The sequence below is a fragment of the Panacibacter microcysteis genome (assembly GCF_015831355.1).
In the GTDB taxonomy this organism is placed as follows: Bacteria; Bacteroidota; Bacteroidia; order Chitinophagales; family Chitinophagaceae; genus Panacibacter; species Panacibacter microcysteis.
On record NZ_JADWYR010000002.1, the window covers coordinates 935,679 to 950,760 of the forward strand.

The window sequence follows — 15,082 nt, forward strand, 5'->3', positions numbered from 1 at the left end:
TGCAGCTAACGGTCAGGGCTTGGCGAAGGTTGGGAAATATATTCTGTCGCTTGCTTAGCCACTAAAGACTCGATTAGCTAAAGCCAAATTACTGAAGCTGGGTCAGAATTCCTACAGTTGATGGGCAATATTCGTCAGCCCAACTTTTGCCAAGCTGTTGTTGTGTGCAGTTATTCGGCGGTTTCGAATAGTTTTATTTGATTAATAATTTTTCTTCTCTGTTTTTCTGTCCCACCTAGATCTATAAACCCTCCACCGTAACGGCCGTTACCTGTTCGTCCTTGTATGCTTAAATAAAATCCATGAATATCAATTGCTAAATGAAGATTATAGCCCCACGATAATAGTGACTTTCCATACTCGTAGTAGTAATATGTTGCTGTGTTATCATAGACTGGAATTTTCATGTTTTCGAGAACCTTTTTCACTATTTCTTGCTTTTGCTCTATGTTTAGTTCGGAATAAATAGATAAGACTTTATATCGATTCGGTATAAGATAGATAATTGAATAAAGTGAAAATGCACAGATTGAAGTGCAAAGAAAATACATATATGAGGAGGTTCTGTGTTCTTGAAACTTCTTAATGTCAAAAGAAAGTTTATAAAAAAGCCAAATGCCAAATATCGAAAAGAAAGAAAATAATACATACCACATGTATCGATCAAATGTGTTGGCTTTTTGTACTTTCTCTTTTAGTTCGTAGTAAGACATCTTATATAATTACACACAACACAAATATAAAAGCAATAAACAATATTATTAACAACTGGTAGCTGATTGAAAATTATCACTGTTGATATGCGGTTTTAATATTATAGCGTTGCCATAATCCACTGTTGAAGCTTCTGTAATCTTTTCTAAACAAGTGGCCGATATCCAGCACAAATGAATGATGCGCCGCGAGCCTGGTAATTGCTACGCTACAGTCGCCATAAAAACGGAACGCACAAGTGAGTGACACAACAGGCGATGCCATGAAAACTATTGCTGGTGCAAAAATTACCTGCCAGAGCTTATATAAACAACAACTGCTGCTGCTAAACGATCATCTATTGATTGAACTGGCCAAAATGCCAGAGTATTCCTGACGGGTCGTGGAGAAAGCACTCTTTGCCCCAGTCGTAGTGTTTTACAGGCGTTAAACGTGCGCCCTCATACCTGTCGGGCAGGTTGAGTGTAGATAGCCTTTGGTAATATGCATCTGCATCTTCCACTTCTACAAAGATCATGGTATTGTCGATCCAATCTTTTACATAGGCATCCTGCAGGTAAAACGCAAGCGACTGCATTTTAAACACGGAAAATTTTGGATCGAGTACCACCTCTTCAAAGCCAAGTGCTGTGTAAAAACTGCGGGAGGTATTGAAATCTTTCGCGCCAATAAACGGGCGCATGGAAATGACCTTATGATTCATACGCTAATTTGTTTCTGTGTGAAATATACAACACAGTTTGTACAATGACCATCTTTTATGTGCAGGCCGTAAAGACTTTCTATCACTTTACGGCTGCGCAAACATTGTTCATTAACGTACGGCTTTTTTTGCCACGATGATCATGCGTGGTGATTTTCTTACGTTGTAACTGCCCAGTTGGTAATCGCCAAAGACTTCCTGCACCTGCATATCCTGGTATGCAAGCATATCTGTAAAATCTCCGAGGCTAAACTTGGCTACTTTTTCTGTATAAAGGTGTTTAAGATCGTGGCGGCCGGGCTTCTCTATCTGTATCTGTTTAAAGAAATGTGTATCATCCTGCCAGCGGGATATGTGGAAAGGAATCTCGTCGAGCGTTGTTGTCTCATTCTTTACCAGGTGGTCTTTTGCGTAATGTACATTCAGGTAATCGATGACAAATACACCGTTGTTTTTTAAACTCTGTGCTATTGTTCTGATGGCGTTGTTATGCTCCCGCTCTGTATGGAAGTAACCAAAACTGGTAAAGAAGTTAAAGGCAAAGTCGAAATAATTGATAAAGAAAGGCAACCGCATGTCGTGCCAGAAAAAATGGAGCTTTGCTGTTTCATGTTCCCTGGCTGCGGTGATGGCGTTGTTGGAAATATCAATACCGGTAACATCGAAACCTATCTCTGCCAAAACCCTGCTGTGCCGGCCTTTTCCGCATGCCACATCTAACATATAACTTTCCTGCTGCGGATTTAAGTGACTGAGCAATAGCTTTATAAAAGCTGCAGCCTCCTGTTCATTACGCTTATAATACAAAATATCGTAATAAGGGGAATTGAACCAGTCTTTGTACCACTCTTTTAATGCCATTGTTGTAATATATCTTCAAATTTATTTTACAAATCGCGGCTTTGCAAAAAACTTTTGCAGTGCACACGTTTGTTCTTTCGGATTAGCATTTTTTCTGGTATGTTTGCTGTTACCTAAATTGTTAAGTGATGGCGTTGATCAAGAGCATTTCAGGCATCAGAGGCACGATTGGTGGCAAGCCCGGGGAAACACTTAGTCCACTTGATACGGTGAAGTTTACTGCTGCTTATGGCACCTGGTTATTAAAGCATCAGCCGGAAAATAAAAATGTTGTTATTGGACGCGATGGCCGCATCAGTGGCGAGATGATTCAACGGCTTGTCGTAAGCACGCTCAATGCCGTTGGTATCAATGTTATTGATCTTGGCCTTAGCACCACACCTACTGTTGAAATGGCCGTGGTGCAGCACAAAGCTGCGGGTGGTATTATTCTTACTGCCAGCCATAACCCCAAAGAATGGAATGCCCTCAAACTGCTCAATCATAAAGGTGAGTTTATTAGCGGGGAAGATGGCAAAGCCCTGCTGGATATTGCAGCCGCAGAGCAGTTTAACTTTGTAGGCGTTGATAAACTGGGCACTTACACTGCAGATGAAAATGCACTGCAAATGCACATTGATGCGGTGGTAAATTACCCGCTGGTAGATGTGGCAGCCATCAAAAAACAGAAATTTAAAATTGTGGTAGACGCCATTAACAGTACCGGCGCTATTGCAGTGCCTGCATTGCTGAAAGCGTTGGGTGTAAAAGACATCACCATTTTAAACGAAGAAGTAAACGGCAGGTTTGCACACAATCCTGAACCACTGCCGCAGCACCTTACCGGCTTGTGCAACGAGGTCAATAAACAAAATGCACACCTCGGTATTGCTGTAGATCCTGATGTGGACCGCCTTTGCTTTGTGTGCGAAGATGGGTCACTGTTTGGCGAAGAGTATACACTGGTAGCAGTAGCAGACTATGTACTGCAGCACAGGCAAGGCAATACCGTTAGCAATATGTCGTCTACAAGGGCATTAAAAGACGTTACCGTTAAACATGGCGGCGAATATTTTCCCAGCGCTGTTGGCGAGGTAAATGTTGTTAGCAGGATGAAAGAAGTAAACGCAGTTATAGGTGGTGAAGGTAATGGTGGTATTATTGTGCCCGACCTGCACTATGGCAGAGATGCACTTATTGGTATTGCATTGTTTCTTACACACATGGCCCATACCAAAAAAAGCGCCACTCAATTGCGCAGGCTGTACCCCGACTATTTCATGAGCAAAAACAAAATTGAACTGGATAATGGCATCGATGTAAAAAAAGTTTTTGGTCACATACAAAAGAAATATAAAAACCATCCCATTAATACCGAAGATGGTCTTAAAATAGAGTTCGACAATGATTGGGTACACCTGCGTACCAGTAACACAGAACCTATCATCCGCATTTATGCAGAGAGTAATTTTGAAACCACTGCAGGTAATATTGCCAAACGTTTAATGGAAGATATACGCGAAAGCATGTAAGCAACACGCTTTCTTTACTCTTGCACTTTAATAGATTAGTAAGTTTTATTTTTGCACCCGGCTTTTGAATAAGCATTGCGCATCGTTGCGTCGCACACTTGTACGGCAAAACATTATTCAGCAGCTCCGGGTGTATCGCCGTTTATGGCAGCAGCCTGCCGTATAACGCAGATGGCACCAGCATTTTAAACAGTTTTAGATCACCAGCCAAAAATCAGGTAGCGCCCGTTGGTAAAATTGCAAGTGCAGGCGGGCGTAAGGCTTTTAAATTTTCCAATGCATGAACCGCATATATTTCGATAATGCTGCAACCACATCGCTGGATGCAGCCGTGCTAGATTCAATGATGCCTTATTTTACCACCCATTTTGGTAACCCTTCTTCCATTTACAGTTACGGCCGCGAAAGCAGGCTTGCCATTGAAAATGCCAGAAAGACTGTGGCAAAACTGCTCAATGCGCATCCCGCAGAAATATTCTTTACCAGTGGCGGCACAGAGAGCAGCAACACAGCTATTACTGCGGCAGTAAGAGATCTCGGCTGCAAACATATCATAACCTCGGCTATTGAACACCATGCAACCCTGCACACGGTAGAGCACCTGCGCCATGCCAATGAAGCTGCACTCAGTTACGTAAAATTGCTGCCCGACGGGCATATAGACCTGGAAGATCTCGAAAGGCTGCTCGCAGAAAGCAAAGAAAAGTCGCTCGTAACATTAATGCATGCCAACAACGAGATTGGTAACATACTCGATATACATGCAGTAGGCAATACCTGTAAAAAGTTTAGTGCCATTTTTCATAGTGATACCGTGCAGACAGTCGGTCATTTTCCTTTTGACCTGCGCAATACACCTGTACACTTTATTACCGGTGCCGGTCACAAATTTCACGGCCCCAAAGGTGTGGGCATGTTATACGTAAATGAAAATGTAAAGATCAAACCTTTTGTACACGGTGGCTCACAGGAGCGTAACATGCGTGCGGGTACCGAAAACCTGTATGGTATTGTGGGCTTTGCCAAAGCATTAGAGCTGGCCACAGCAAACTACGAAACAGAGAGTGCCTACATCAAAGACCTTAAGTTGTATATGATAGAGCAACTGCAAAAAAATATTCAACAGGTTGCTTTCAACGGCGATGTGTTGGGTAACAGCCTGTACACGGTATTGAATGTGAGTTTTCCCAAAACAGAGAAAAGTGAGATGATTCTTTTCAACCTCGATATTAATAACATCTGTGCCAGCGGTGGCAGCGCCTGCACCAGCGGTGCAGATACCGGCAGCCATGTAATAAGGGCTGTAAACAATGATCCAAACCAGGTGGCAGTAAGGTTTTCTTTCAGTAAATACAACACAAAAGCAGAAATTGACACAGTGGTCGGGAAACTAAAAGAACTAATATAAAAAAAGGGAAGCTCATCGCTTCCCTTTTTGCTGCAGGGTTTTGTAAGTAAAGCTTATTTATCAACGAATAATTGTTTTGAAGTGATGCCCGCATCTGTAACCACTCTCAGCCAGTAGTAACCACCCTTAACCGGCGTGCCTTTCACCGATTGCAGGTTCCATTGATAGTTGTGTTTACCTGCGGCCAATGCTGCATCAGCAATATTCAGTACCAGGTTACCCTGCATATCATAAATACTCACCCTTGCCTTAGTGGCTGTTGCCAGGTCAAAAGTTATATTCGCAAATTGTCTTGCAGGGTTAGGGGTAACCTGTATGTTTACTGATTTATCTTTCAACATTTCATTCAGTTTCTCACCTTTTGGTAGTTTTAATAACGACCTGTTGTTTTTTGATGAACCTGATGTACCAAACTCGCCGCTTTTAAGCATTGTTTGTTCAACAGGTTTGCATTTGCCCATGTTTGCCACAGCCGAAAAAGCTTTTGACATACCGCAGCTATTGATAAAATTTCCTGCCAGGGCCGTGTCTGCCACATCGTAGTCAAACGTAACCTGGTTTGCCCACAGCGAGCAGTTATCCGGCTCAGGGTTTGTAGCTATATAATGCAGCTTTTTTGTAATACAGCTATAAGTGCCGGTAACGGGCCATAAGGTACCACCGTACATACTGTAATCATGTGTACCGGTTACGTTCCACATACCGGGTTTATATTCATCAAGATAGAGAAATGATTGTTCGCCATAACTGTTGATGATACATACGGTACATTTCCTGGAAAAAGCAAATGAGGATAGTGTAAGCAGCAATACGCCAAGCATGAGGCGCAAAACGTAAAAGTTTTTCATTCGAAGTGGATTATGATATTGGATGATTAAGCACTGCCCGGGTGCGTTAGCTGGTTTACATGTGCGCACCAACCGGGTTTCGTGTTTTATAACGCAGCATACGCAATAATATTATACAGCCGTATTTATTTACCTTTTTTTCATATACAGTCTTTGTACGTACCGGTAATATAATGACAGTTGGCCGACGGTAGCTACCGGGGTAATGATTAATTTTAGCTGGCATTAACATCAACAACAAGTGAAAAAAAGGCTCATGAAATTTTTCCTGGTATTACTCATCATCACCTGCTGCTGGACGATTTTCGCACAAAGCTGTATGCGTTTCAGAACAAGCGACAGTCTTGCTGCCGCATCTTTTAGTGAAAAGCAAATTCCCTTCAGGGCCTTCTACGATACTATTGATAAACATGTGCTACATTATGTTATCTCAGGCAATGATTCTTTGCCCACAATCATTTTCATACATGGCTCACCGGGTAGCTGGAATGCATTTGAAGATTATCTTAAAGACAGCACATTGTTACAGCATTACCGCCTTATAAGTATCGACAGGCCTGGCTTTGGCTACAGCGAATTTGGTAAAGCACTCAACCTGCAGCAGCAATGCAGCCTGCTGGCCAAACTAATTACCCGTACAGCCAATGGAAAGCCTGCCTGCCTCGTTGGCCATAGCCTTGGCGGCCCTGTGGTGGTAAAACTTGCTGCAGAACATACCATTCCCGGTTTAACCAACCTTGTGATACTTGCCGGTTCTGTAGACCCGGCAGAAGAAAGCCCTGAAAGCTGGCGCGCAACACTGGACAGAACGCCACTGCGGTACCTGGTACCCGGTGCAATGCGCCCAAGCAATGCAGAGTTACTGTTTTTCAAACAGGATGTGCAATCAATGCCGGCGGATTTGCAAAAAGTAACCTGCCGCGTACTCATCATGCAGGGCGATAAAGACAGTTTTGTACCACCCGGAAATGCCATTTATGCGCAAGAACATTTAACGCATGCAAAAGAAGTAAAACTGGTATGGTTCAAAAATGAGAAACACTTTATTCCGTGGACAAAATTCAATGACATCAGGGATGCATTGCTGCACCTGGAAATGAATTGACCTGTTTATGTACCCGGCGTTAGTACTACTATGAAGCATCGTTGCGTCGCACTCTTCAGCGTACAATTCTCTTTTGAGCAAGTGCGAAGATCGAAGCGAATGAATACCGCATGCTTTATAAAACAGTTTGATTATCTGAACTTTGATTTATAAGAAAGACATTTCTTTCCGCCTCGTTAGTTTGTATTAATCGTTCTATCTTTTGCATATCTGATGCTATAAGAAAATCTGACTTTTTTAGATTCACCGGGCAATAGCGTTATGTCCCATTTAAGTAAACCTGTCTCATTATTTATATCAGCATTTCCACTATCAAGTAATTCCACTTCAATATCCTTATCAGTTGATAATGGAAACTGATCATTCAACTTCAAAAAGACCTGTTCGCTATTGTTATTTTTCATCATTATTTCGTAAGTAAATTTTTGCAGTTTATTACTTCCAAGAAATTTGACGCTGCTAAAATCTGCCAGTTTTTGTCTTTGAACAATTACGCGTTTATCTCTACCCAATGTTAATTGCATTGTATCTGTTGATGTATTGGGCTCGATCATGGTTTTTCCAATGTAAGTTCCTTCAAGAATAATATTTGCTTCACCCTGCAACAGGTTGAGTTTTTCCCAATCAACCAGCTTTGCGGTAAGATAAACATCTGCATCCTTCCTGGGTGCAGCAATGTGTTCATAAGATAATGGGATCTCTACAGTTTGTAGTGTAGCTGTTTGAGCTTTTCCATTCGTTGGTATATCGTATGGGATATCGATTTCAAAATTTACATTTAATGCAGTATTATTTACAGAAACATAATCACTCAATTCTGTTTTGAGGTCCACCACTGTTGCACCACCTGATGCCACACCTCCATAAATATTCGAAGCTTCTTTTGGTTTTAACACCTTTAAATTTTTAATAGAATTGGGATTTATTCTTTTAAACTCCTCGTCATTAATAATATTTCCGTTTAGAATGTATACCGGCTTAGGCACAACATCATTACTTACGCGCTCAGCATCACCATCCCCGGCACGTCCGTAACCGACAACAACTACTTCGCTCAATTGCGAAGCGCTGCCAATATTAAGGCCGGCTACACTGCCCTGAAGTGCCTGATCATTGAATGTAGAGAGTCCTCTTAATTTTATAGGCGCATTATTGGTTACATAGCCTACAAACCACGAATCCAGTTTAGGCGCAACTCCTTTTAGAGCCGGTACTGATGTTGACAAAGAAAGTTTTACCTGTTTCCAGTCTAAACCTGTTGTTTGCACTATTTTGGCTTTATAAAATAGCTTGGCTGCTTGTTGTACGTTTTCAACCTTTACATCATAGTAAGGAATCCAGTAAGCATTACTCGCAACATAGGATATTATAAATTCAGCTTTCAAAGTAACAGCAGCATTTACCTGGATAGCTAATCTGCCAGATGTATTGACGTTCTTTTTTGCTTCTTCATCTACCTGGTTTTCAATTTTATTGAGAAGAGTTGCAAGCTTTTCTTTTTTCTCCCTGAAGGTTGCCACAGCAGAAGACAGTTCAAACGATTTAGTTTGATAATAATCCATAAGTTTAGCAAGTTCTGTTACGCTTAAACCGTTTTGCTGTCCTTTGATCTCTTTGTTTGCACTTAAGACTTCCAATAAGTTTACATCGTTATCAATTTGGAGATTAAGCTTTTCAATTTGACGGCGAATGTTGACAAGCGAGTCTTCGAGCATTTCCTGTCGTGGTGTTTTTTCTTCATTTTTTTTGTAATTCGTGGAGAACTCTAATCCTACGATTGTAACCGAAGAAGGCACTTTTATTTGAAGACTATTTAAATCGATATTATTTGCGAGATTATCAACCAACAGTTGATTTGTTCCTTGTGTTAGCAGGGCAGTTGTAGCATGCGTTAGTTCTGCACCGGTTCTGTAAACTTTTACCGTTTTGAGATTTGCCTGCACAATATTACCATCTGTAGAAAATGCTTTCAAAAAAATGACTGTGCTTACGACAAGCAGTAGAATTGATTTGGTCATACAAGTATTTATGTATGGATGCAGGATCGAATAAGATTACACACATTCCCATGCAATGTTTTTTAGGTGTAGCTACCTGAGACAAATTATTTTGTTGGCGGCATAAGTTTCATGGTTTTGAATGACAGCTATACCGGAACGCCGGAGTCGCCATAATAGCGGAACGTACAAGTGAGTGACACAACAGGTGATGCCACGAAGGGCAAATGCAGGCCAAACTTTTACTTACAGGGTTTAACCGTTGCGGCCTTTTAACATGGGTACGAAGGAAAAATAATCAAACAACTCTTCGGTGCAGGAGCCGTCAGGCTGTTTGGTAATGCGGAGCATGCGTTGCTTGTCTCCTTCATCTACAGGTATTACCATTAATGCCCCTGCTTTCATCTGTGCAACTAATTTTGGCGGGATAAACGGTGCCGCTGCGGTAATGATTACTTTGTCGAAAGGCGCAAATGACGGCAACCCTTCGAAGCCATCTCCATAAAAAAATTTGATGTTGGGGTACCTGGTGATGTAGAAAAACTGTTTGTTTTGTTCGAAGAGTTTTTTCTGTCTTTCGATGGTGTACACCCTGGCGCCCATTTCTGCCAGTACTATTGCCTGGTAAATACTGCCTGTACCTATTTCAAGTACCTTCTCGTTTCTTTTTACCTGCAGCAACTGCGTTTGGTAAGCCACCGTGTAGGGTTGAGAAATGGTTTGCCCCTCACCTATGGGAAAAGCGCGGTCTTCGTAAGCGATCTTATCAAATGCAGAATCTAAAAAATAATGACGGGGAATGGTGTTGATGGCGTTTAAAACCTGCTCGTCTGTTATGCCTTTTGAACGCAACTGTTCTACCAGTTGTTTTCTTAAACCTTTGTGATACCAGTCGTCTTTATAATTTCTCATAATACAAAGCTAAACTATCAAATACCAGCCAGTCTTTTGGCAACAGAGGAAAAAGAAAAATGCTGTGGGCTTTTATCCACAGCATTTTGTTTGTATTTTTTATCAGTTGATGATAAACTTGTTTTGCTCCGTTATACCCTTCCATGTATCTGACCTGAATGGTGATGCGGGAAACCCTTCTTTATTGAAAAGGTTGTCTTCACCGGCATCATCCGTCCAGCCGAAACGCACTGCCACCGGGCTGGTTACCGCATCTGCAAACACCACAACTTTATCGCCCTGTATCATTGCTTTGGCATAATGAAACTGCTGATCTGCCCCGGCAATTTCAAACCCTTTAATGTAACCGTATTTATCTTTTGCCATTAAGCCGCCGCCTGTGTGTGTAAAAGATGCAATGATCTTATTGCCCTGCACTTCCATACCCTGGTACATTGGCCCCATGTACTCGCCCTGTGCGCCATATACATCGTGCAAAGCAATAGCAGCAAGCCTTTTGCCTACATCTTTTTTATTGCGGGGGTGTATGTCATTCGATTCGCCGATGTCTGTTGTAACAGCCATGCCGGTGTGTGGCAGAGACAAAGTCATCGTTTGTGCTTCTCTCAGTTCTGCCCAGGTGCTGCCGTTTTTGCTGTTGCCGTTTGCCGAATTATAACTGGCCAGTTGCACAAAGTAGAAAGGAAAATCTCCGCTGTTCCATTGTTTGCGCCAGTCTGTGATCATGAGCGGAAACGCGGTGCGGTATTGGTATGCCCTGCCTGCATTGGATTCTCCCTGGTACCAGATAGCTCCTTCGATTGCGTAAGGTATCAGCGGCTTAAGCATGGCATTGAATAGCAGTGTAGGGTAATCATTTGGGCCTACGCCTGCGCCACTTTGTTGCAGGGCGGTTACCTGGTATGGCCACTTGCCAGCCAGTGACAACACCTTGCCATCTATGGTAAGTTTAATATCTGATGCATCTCCGTAGATGCCACCACCGCCACCGGTATCATCTATGCGCACCGCGATAATATTTGTACCGGCTTTTAGAATGCCTGCAGCAATATTGTAGGTGCGTTTTTCATTCCAGGCATTGGTAGCACCAACTTTGATACCGTTGACATAGGTAATGTCATTATCGTCAATTGCGCCGAGGCTTACAGTGGCTGGTTTGCCCGCATCTGCCGCCGTTACTTCCACATGCCTGCGAAACCATATGGTGCCATCTACACCATCCAGCCCCTGCTGTTCCCAAAGGCCGGGAATTTCCATCGTGGGCCATTGTGCATCGTTGTAACCATTTGTTTCAAAAGCATCTTCTTTTAGCGGGTTGGCAAAGCCTGGTTGCAATGCCTGTATCTTTTTGGTAATGGCCCTGTTCTTTATGGCTGCCGCAGAGTCAAGGTTGAGATTGGGCATGCCTGCAATCATACTTTTAAATTCGGCGCTGTTTTCAAAGGCTTCCCTGCTTGTCCATGTTTCTGAGTGCGTACCACCCCACGAAGTATGAATAAGCCCTACCGGGATCTTTAGACTATTGTACAATTCCCGGGCGAAGAAGAAGCCAACCGCAGTAAAATCACCTACGGTCTCTGGTGTGCAAACTTTCCATTCGCCGGCTTTAATATCCTGTAACGGTTGCGCACTTACGTCTTTGGCAACCATGAAATGATGGATCATCGGCAAATCAGCTGTTTTCATTTCCTCTGCAGCATTGGTGGTATTGCGTACAGACCACTCCATGTTGCTCTGACCGCTACAGATCCATACCTCACCCACCAATACATCATTTATAGTCAGGGTATTTTTTCCTTTTACCGTGAGTGTATAAGGGCCGCCTGCAGGTGTAGCATCCAGTTGCAGAGACCATTTGCCATCTTTGCCAGCCCGGGCTGTTTTTGTTTGCCCGTTGAATAATACGGTAACCTTCTCCCCCGCTGCGGCCCAGCCCCATACGGGTAAAGGCTTGTTACGCTGTAAGACCATATGGTCTGCAAAAAGTTTTGGCATACGTACATCTGCATACAACGAGATCACGGAAAAAAAACACACAGAAAGGAGCGATAGTTTTTTCATACATGCAAATAATTGAGCAATGAATATAAATGAAAAATAAGAATAACTGTTATGTACTTAGCTGCAGCACAGGCATTAAGCTTTTGTTGTGTCACTCACTTGTGCTTTTACCGCTATACGGAGCTGTTGGATTCCAGGCCTCACGCTATATCCCTTTCCAAAGGAGCAGGATTTTGGAGGCTATGGTTTTAGCGTTATCCGACATGCAGCTTCGTTGCTGCATATGGTTATACAGTACAAGAGTGCGACGCAACGGAAGCTCTATAGTAATGCTACAGCCGGGCCAATAATAATTGCTTCAAAATAAAATGCCACGAACAACTCCGTGGCATTTACTTATAATTTTACAACTTACTACTTACAACTTACTACTTATAATAACTCACTTCAGCTTCATGTCTTCTATCACCGCTTTGATCCTGTCCATTAAGGCTGCATGTGTTTCGTCGTAGGCATCTTTACCGGCAAGTTTGGTATTTACACTAAAATAGAATTTGATCTTTGGTTCTGTACCGCTTGGCCGTGCAGAGATTTTGGTGCCATCTTCCAACAGGAACTGTAACACGTTGCTCTTTGGCAATGTAATATCCCAGATTTCGTTGGTAACAAGATTCTTGCCTACCTGCAACTGGTAATCTAACAGGTGCACCACTTTGGCGCCGTTGATGGTTGTGGGCGGGTTATTACGGAAGCCCTGCATCATTTCTGCAATCTCTTCCTGGCCACGCATACCCTTCTTGGTAATGCTGATGAGGTGCTCCAGGTAAAGATCATATTGCACATAGAGATCGATAAGTTTATCGTACAATGAGCGACCCTTGCTTTTTTCGTAGGCAGCCATTTCGCAAAGCAGCGCCACGGCAGACACCGCATCTTTATCACGCACTTTATCACCGATCATCATACCAAAGCTTTCCTCGCCACCGATCACATAATTCTCTTTGCCTTCTTTCTCTTTAATGAGTTCTGCAATCCATTTAAAACCGGTGAGTACATCGTAACAAGCCACATCATTGGCTTTGGCCACGTTGTAGATCATGTCTGTTGTTACGATTGTTTTAACCACCATATCATTAGGCTGCGCAATACCTTTGGCCTTGCGGGCTTCCATCATATAACTGAAAGCAAGCACGGCTGTCTGGTTACCATTTACCAGCACCCACTCACCTTTGTGGTTTTTGATGGCAATGCCCACGCGGTCTGCATCAGGATCTGTACCGCAAAGAATATCTGCATCTATTTCTTTTGCTTTCTTTAAACCGATGCTCATGGCTTCACTCTCTTCGGGGTTGGGGTAAACAACCGTTGGAAAGTTACCGTCCGGTGTGCTCTGTTCATCAACAATCGTTACATTGGTAAAGCCAAAAGCTTTCAGTACATCCGGCACCAGTTTTATACCGGTTCCATGTATAGGCGTATACACAATTTTAAGATCGTGTTGTGCAGCGATTACATCAGGATAAACACTCAGGCCTTTCACCATTTCCACGTACGCAGCGTCTACATCAGCACCTATGATGGTAATGTTGGCTTCACCGCCACTCCATTTTACGTCATCAACGCTGGTAATAGCCTCCACTTCGCGAATCACATTTTTATCGTGCGGGGGTACAAGCTGCCCGCCATCATTCCAGTAGGCTTTGTAGCCATTATACTCCTTGGGGTTGTGCGATGCCGTACATACCACGCCGCCATTGCATTTGAAATGACGAATGGCAAAGCTTAGTTCCGGCGTTGGTCTCAGTGCCTCGAAGAGAAAAACTTTAATATCATTAGCAGCAAAAACGTTGGCAGTAGTTTCTGCAAAAAACCGGCTGTTATTGCGGCTGTCGTGGGCAATGGCCACACGTATTTCGGTATCAGGGTAAGTTTTTTTGAGGTAATTGGCAAAACCCTGCGTGGCCATACCAACAGTGTATTTGTTGATGCGGTTGGTGCCCACACCCATGATACCGCGTAAGCCGCCTGTGCCAAACTCCAGGCTTTGGTAGAAAGATTCTGTAAGTTCTTCCGGGCTTTGATTTTGCAAGCGCTGTATTTCATCTTTTGTGGCCTGATCATAATTGCCATTGAGCCAGGTATCTACTTTTGATTGTATTGCAGCATCCATATTTAAGTCGGTTTTATTTGGACGGCAAGTTTAATGATTATTCGCCACTTAAAAGCGATTAATTTAATATGCTTTTCTGGTCTTTTTTTATTGTTTCCGGCAGGGTTACATGCCTTATTTTTGAGCAAAGGCACATTATGAAAGAACACATTGTTATCAGGAATACACATTCCCAAACGCTGGTGGTATTTTGCAGTCATATTACGTCCATACTCGAATACCGTAAAGATGTGAGTCTTTTGGTATTGGATACCGGTAAAGAGCACTATATACCACAGCCGGTGCAGGAACTGATCACAGAAATATTTGGCGCGTAAAAAAGGCAGGGAATAATTTGTTGGCCGGCAGCGGTATTTCATGGCATCGCCTGTTGTGTCACTCACTTGTGCGGTAGTTTTTTATGGCAGCAAATTAAAGATAAAATAATAAGTGAGTGGCAATGCAACGTCTCATAACCCACACACAAAGCTTGCGCAAAGACGTTGATGCGAAAGAGTGATCTTTAAAAAATATATAAGTGCTTATATTTTGTTTAACGGCTATTGCTTTTCATGGCATCACCTGTTGTGTCACTCGCCTGTGCTGTAGTCTTTTATGGCAGCAGGGGGAAGATGAAATAATAAGTGGTTGGCAACGTAACGTCTCATAACACACACAGAAATCTTGCATGAAGAAGCTGCTGCGAAAGAGAAAGTATGTTCAAACTCTGGCATAACTGAAAATTCCAGAATTTATAAAACAAATCTTATTCCCTGAATCTACTCAAACTAGTTTTTTAAAGCAATCTTTCCGCTTAGTAAAATTGTTTTTGTAAAAAAGCACGGTGCAACGAAGAAGCCGTAAATAATTCTG

12 protein-coding genes are annotated in these 15,082 nt (G+C 42.7%); 4 read left to right on the forward strand and 8 right to left on the reverse strand.

Features of this window, described 5'->3' with window-relative positions; genetic code table 11:
* Positions 1 to 170 precede the first annotated feature (170 nt).
* The 3 genes from I5907_RS15775 to I5907_RS15785 form a co-directional block, all read right to left on the reverse strand.
* Positions 171 to 713 (reverse strand): hypothetical protein, encoded by a 543-nt coding sequence (locus tag I5907_RS15775; RefSeq protein ID WP_196991767.1) that lies wholly within the window; start codon positions 711 to 713, stop codon positions 171 to 173.
* 338 nt (positions 714 to 1,051) lie between these two features.
* Positions 1,052 to 1,417 (reverse strand): VOC family protein, encoded by a 366-nt coding sequence (locus I5907_RS15780; protein ID WP_196991768.1) that lies wholly within the window; start codon positions 1,415 to 1,417, stop codon positions 1,052 to 1,054.
* Between the two features lie 111 nt (positions 1,418 to 1,528).
* The gene (locus I5907_RS15785; protein WP_196991769.1) at positions 1,529 to 2,278 is read right to left on the reverse strand and encodes a class I SAM-dependent methyltransferase; all 750 of its coding nucleotides are present in this window, start codon (positions 2,276 to 2,278) and stop codon (positions 1,529 to 1,531) included.
* Between the two features lie 128 nt (positions 2,279 to 2,406).
* Here I5907_RS15785 and glmM point away from each other — a divergent pair, with 128 nt between their 5' ends.
* The gene (glmM, locus tag I5907_RS15790; protein WP_196991770.1) at positions 2,407 to 3,789 is read left to right on the forward strand and encodes a phosphoglucosamine mutase; all 1,383 of its coding nucleotides are present in this window, start codon (positions 2,407 to 2,409) and stop codon (positions 3,787 to 3,789) included.
* A gap of 280 nt (positions 3,790 to 4,069) precedes the next feature.
* On the forward strand, positions 4,070 to 5,197 hold the full coding sequence (locus I5907_RS15795; protein ID WP_196991771.1) for a cysteine desulfurase family protein: 1,128 nt from the start codon (positions 4,070 to 4,072) through the stop codon (positions 5,195 to 5,197).
* Between the two features lie 53 nt (positions 5,198 to 5,250).
* Here I5907_RS15795 and I5907_RS15800 read toward each other — a convergent pair whose 3' ends face one another.
* Positions 5,251 to 6,045 carry a T9SS type A sorting domain-containing protein gene (locus tag I5907_RS15800; protein WP_196991772.1) on the reverse strand — a complete coding sequence of 265 codons (795 nt, stop codon included), beginning with the start codon at positions 6,043 to 6,045 and terminating at the stop codon, positions 5,251 to 5,253.
* Between the two features lie 256 nt (positions 6,046 to 6,301).
* Between I5907_RS15800 and I5907_RS15805 the strand changes: the two genes are divergently transcribed.
* Positions 6,302 to 7,150 (forward strand): alpha/beta fold hydrolase, encoded by an 849-nt coding sequence (locus I5907_RS15805; protein WP_196991773.1) that lies wholly within the window; start codon positions 6,302 to 6,304, stop codon positions 7,148 to 7,150.
* A gap of 176 nt (positions 7,151 to 7,326) precedes the next feature.
* On the opposite strand, the gene I5907_RS15810 is transcribed toward I5907_RS15805, so the two are convergent.
* The 4 genes from I5907_RS15810 to I5907_RS15825 all read right to left on the reverse strand — a co-directional run bounded on the left by I5907_RS15810 (position 7,327) and on the right by I5907_RS15825 (position 14,230).
* A complete protein-coding gene (locus I5907_RS15810; RefSeq protein ID WP_231402135.1) occupies positions 7,327 to 9,123 on the reverse strand; it encodes a DUF4139 domain-containing protein in 1,797 nt (598 codons plus the stop codon).
* Between the two features lie 279 nt (positions 9,124 to 9,402).
* Positions 9,403 to 10,059 (reverse strand): protein-L-isoaspartate(D-aspartate) O-methyltransferase, encoded by a 657-nt coding sequence (locus I5907_RS15815; RefSeq protein WP_196991775.1) that lies wholly within the window; start codon positions 10,057 to 10,059, stop codon positions 9,403 to 9,405.
* Between the two features lie 102 nt (positions 10,060 to 10,161).
* On the reverse strand, positions 10,162 to 12,120 hold the full coding sequence (locus tag I5907_RS15820) for a sialate O-acetylesterase (RefSeq protein ID WP_196991776.1): 1,959 nt from the start codon (positions 12,118 to 12,120) through the stop codon (positions 10,162 to 10,164).
* A 382-nt stretch (positions 12,121 to 12,502) separates the two neighbouring features.
* Entirely contained in the window at positions 12,503 to 14,230 is a 1,728-nt protein-coding gene (locus I5907_RS15825; RefSeq protein ID WP_196991777.1) for a phospho-sugar mutase, read from the reverse strand.
* A 137-nt stretch (positions 14,231 to 14,367) separates the two neighbouring features.
* On the opposite strand from I5907_RS15825, the gene I5907_RS15830 reads away from it, so the two are divergent.
* Positions 14,368 to 14,547: a hypothetical protein gene (locus I5907_RS15830; RefSeq protein WP_196991778.1), complete on the forward strand. Its 180-nt coding sequence runs from the start codon at positions 14,368 to 14,370 to the stop codon at positions 14,545 to 14,547.
* Positions 14,548 to 15,082: the final 535 nt, after the last annotated feature.

Coding starts and splice junctions, on each gene's coding strand:
- glmM (WP_196991770.1), top strand. CDS start 2,407: ATGGCGTTGATCAAGAGCATTTCAGGCATCAGAGGCACGATTGGTGGC.
- I5907_RS15830 (WP_196991778.1), top strand. CDS start 14,368: ATGAAAGAACACATTGTTATCAGGAATACACATTCCCAAACGCTGGTG.
- I5907_RS15775 (WP_196991767.1), bottom strand. CDS start 713: ATGTCTTACTACGAACTAAAAGAGAAAGTACAAAAAGCCAACACATTT.
- I5907_RS15785 (WP_196991769.1), bottom strand. CDS start 2,278: ATGGCATTAAAAGAGTGGTACAAAGACTGGTTCAATTCCCCTTATTAC.
- I5907_RS15780 (WP_196991768.1), bottom strand. CDS start 1,417: ATGAATCATAAGGTCATTTCCATGCGCCCGTTTATTGGCGCGAAAGAT.
- I5907_RS15795 (WP_196991771.1), top strand. CDS start 4,070: ATGAACCGCATATATTTCGATAATGCTGCAACCACATCGCTGGATGCA.
- I5907_RS15820 (WP_196991776.1), bottom strand. CDS start 12,120: ATGAAAAAACTATCGCTCCTTTCTGTGTGTTTTTTTTCCGTGATCTCG.
- I5907_RS15815 (WP_196991775.1), bottom strand. CDS start 10,059: ATGAGAAATTATAAAGACGACTGGTATCACAAAGGTTTAAGAAAACAA.
- I5907_RS15805 (WP_196991773.1), top strand. CDS start 6,302: ATGAAATTTTTCCTGGTATTACTCATCATCACCTGCTGCTGGACGATT.
- I5907_RS15800 (WP_196991772.1), bottom strand. CDS start 6,045: ATGAAAAACTTTTACGTTTTGCGCCTCATGCTTGGCGTATTGCTGCTT.
- I5907_RS15825 (WP_196991777.1), bottom strand. CDS start 14,230: ATGGATGCTGCAATACAATCAAAAGTAGATACCTGGCTCAATGGCAAT.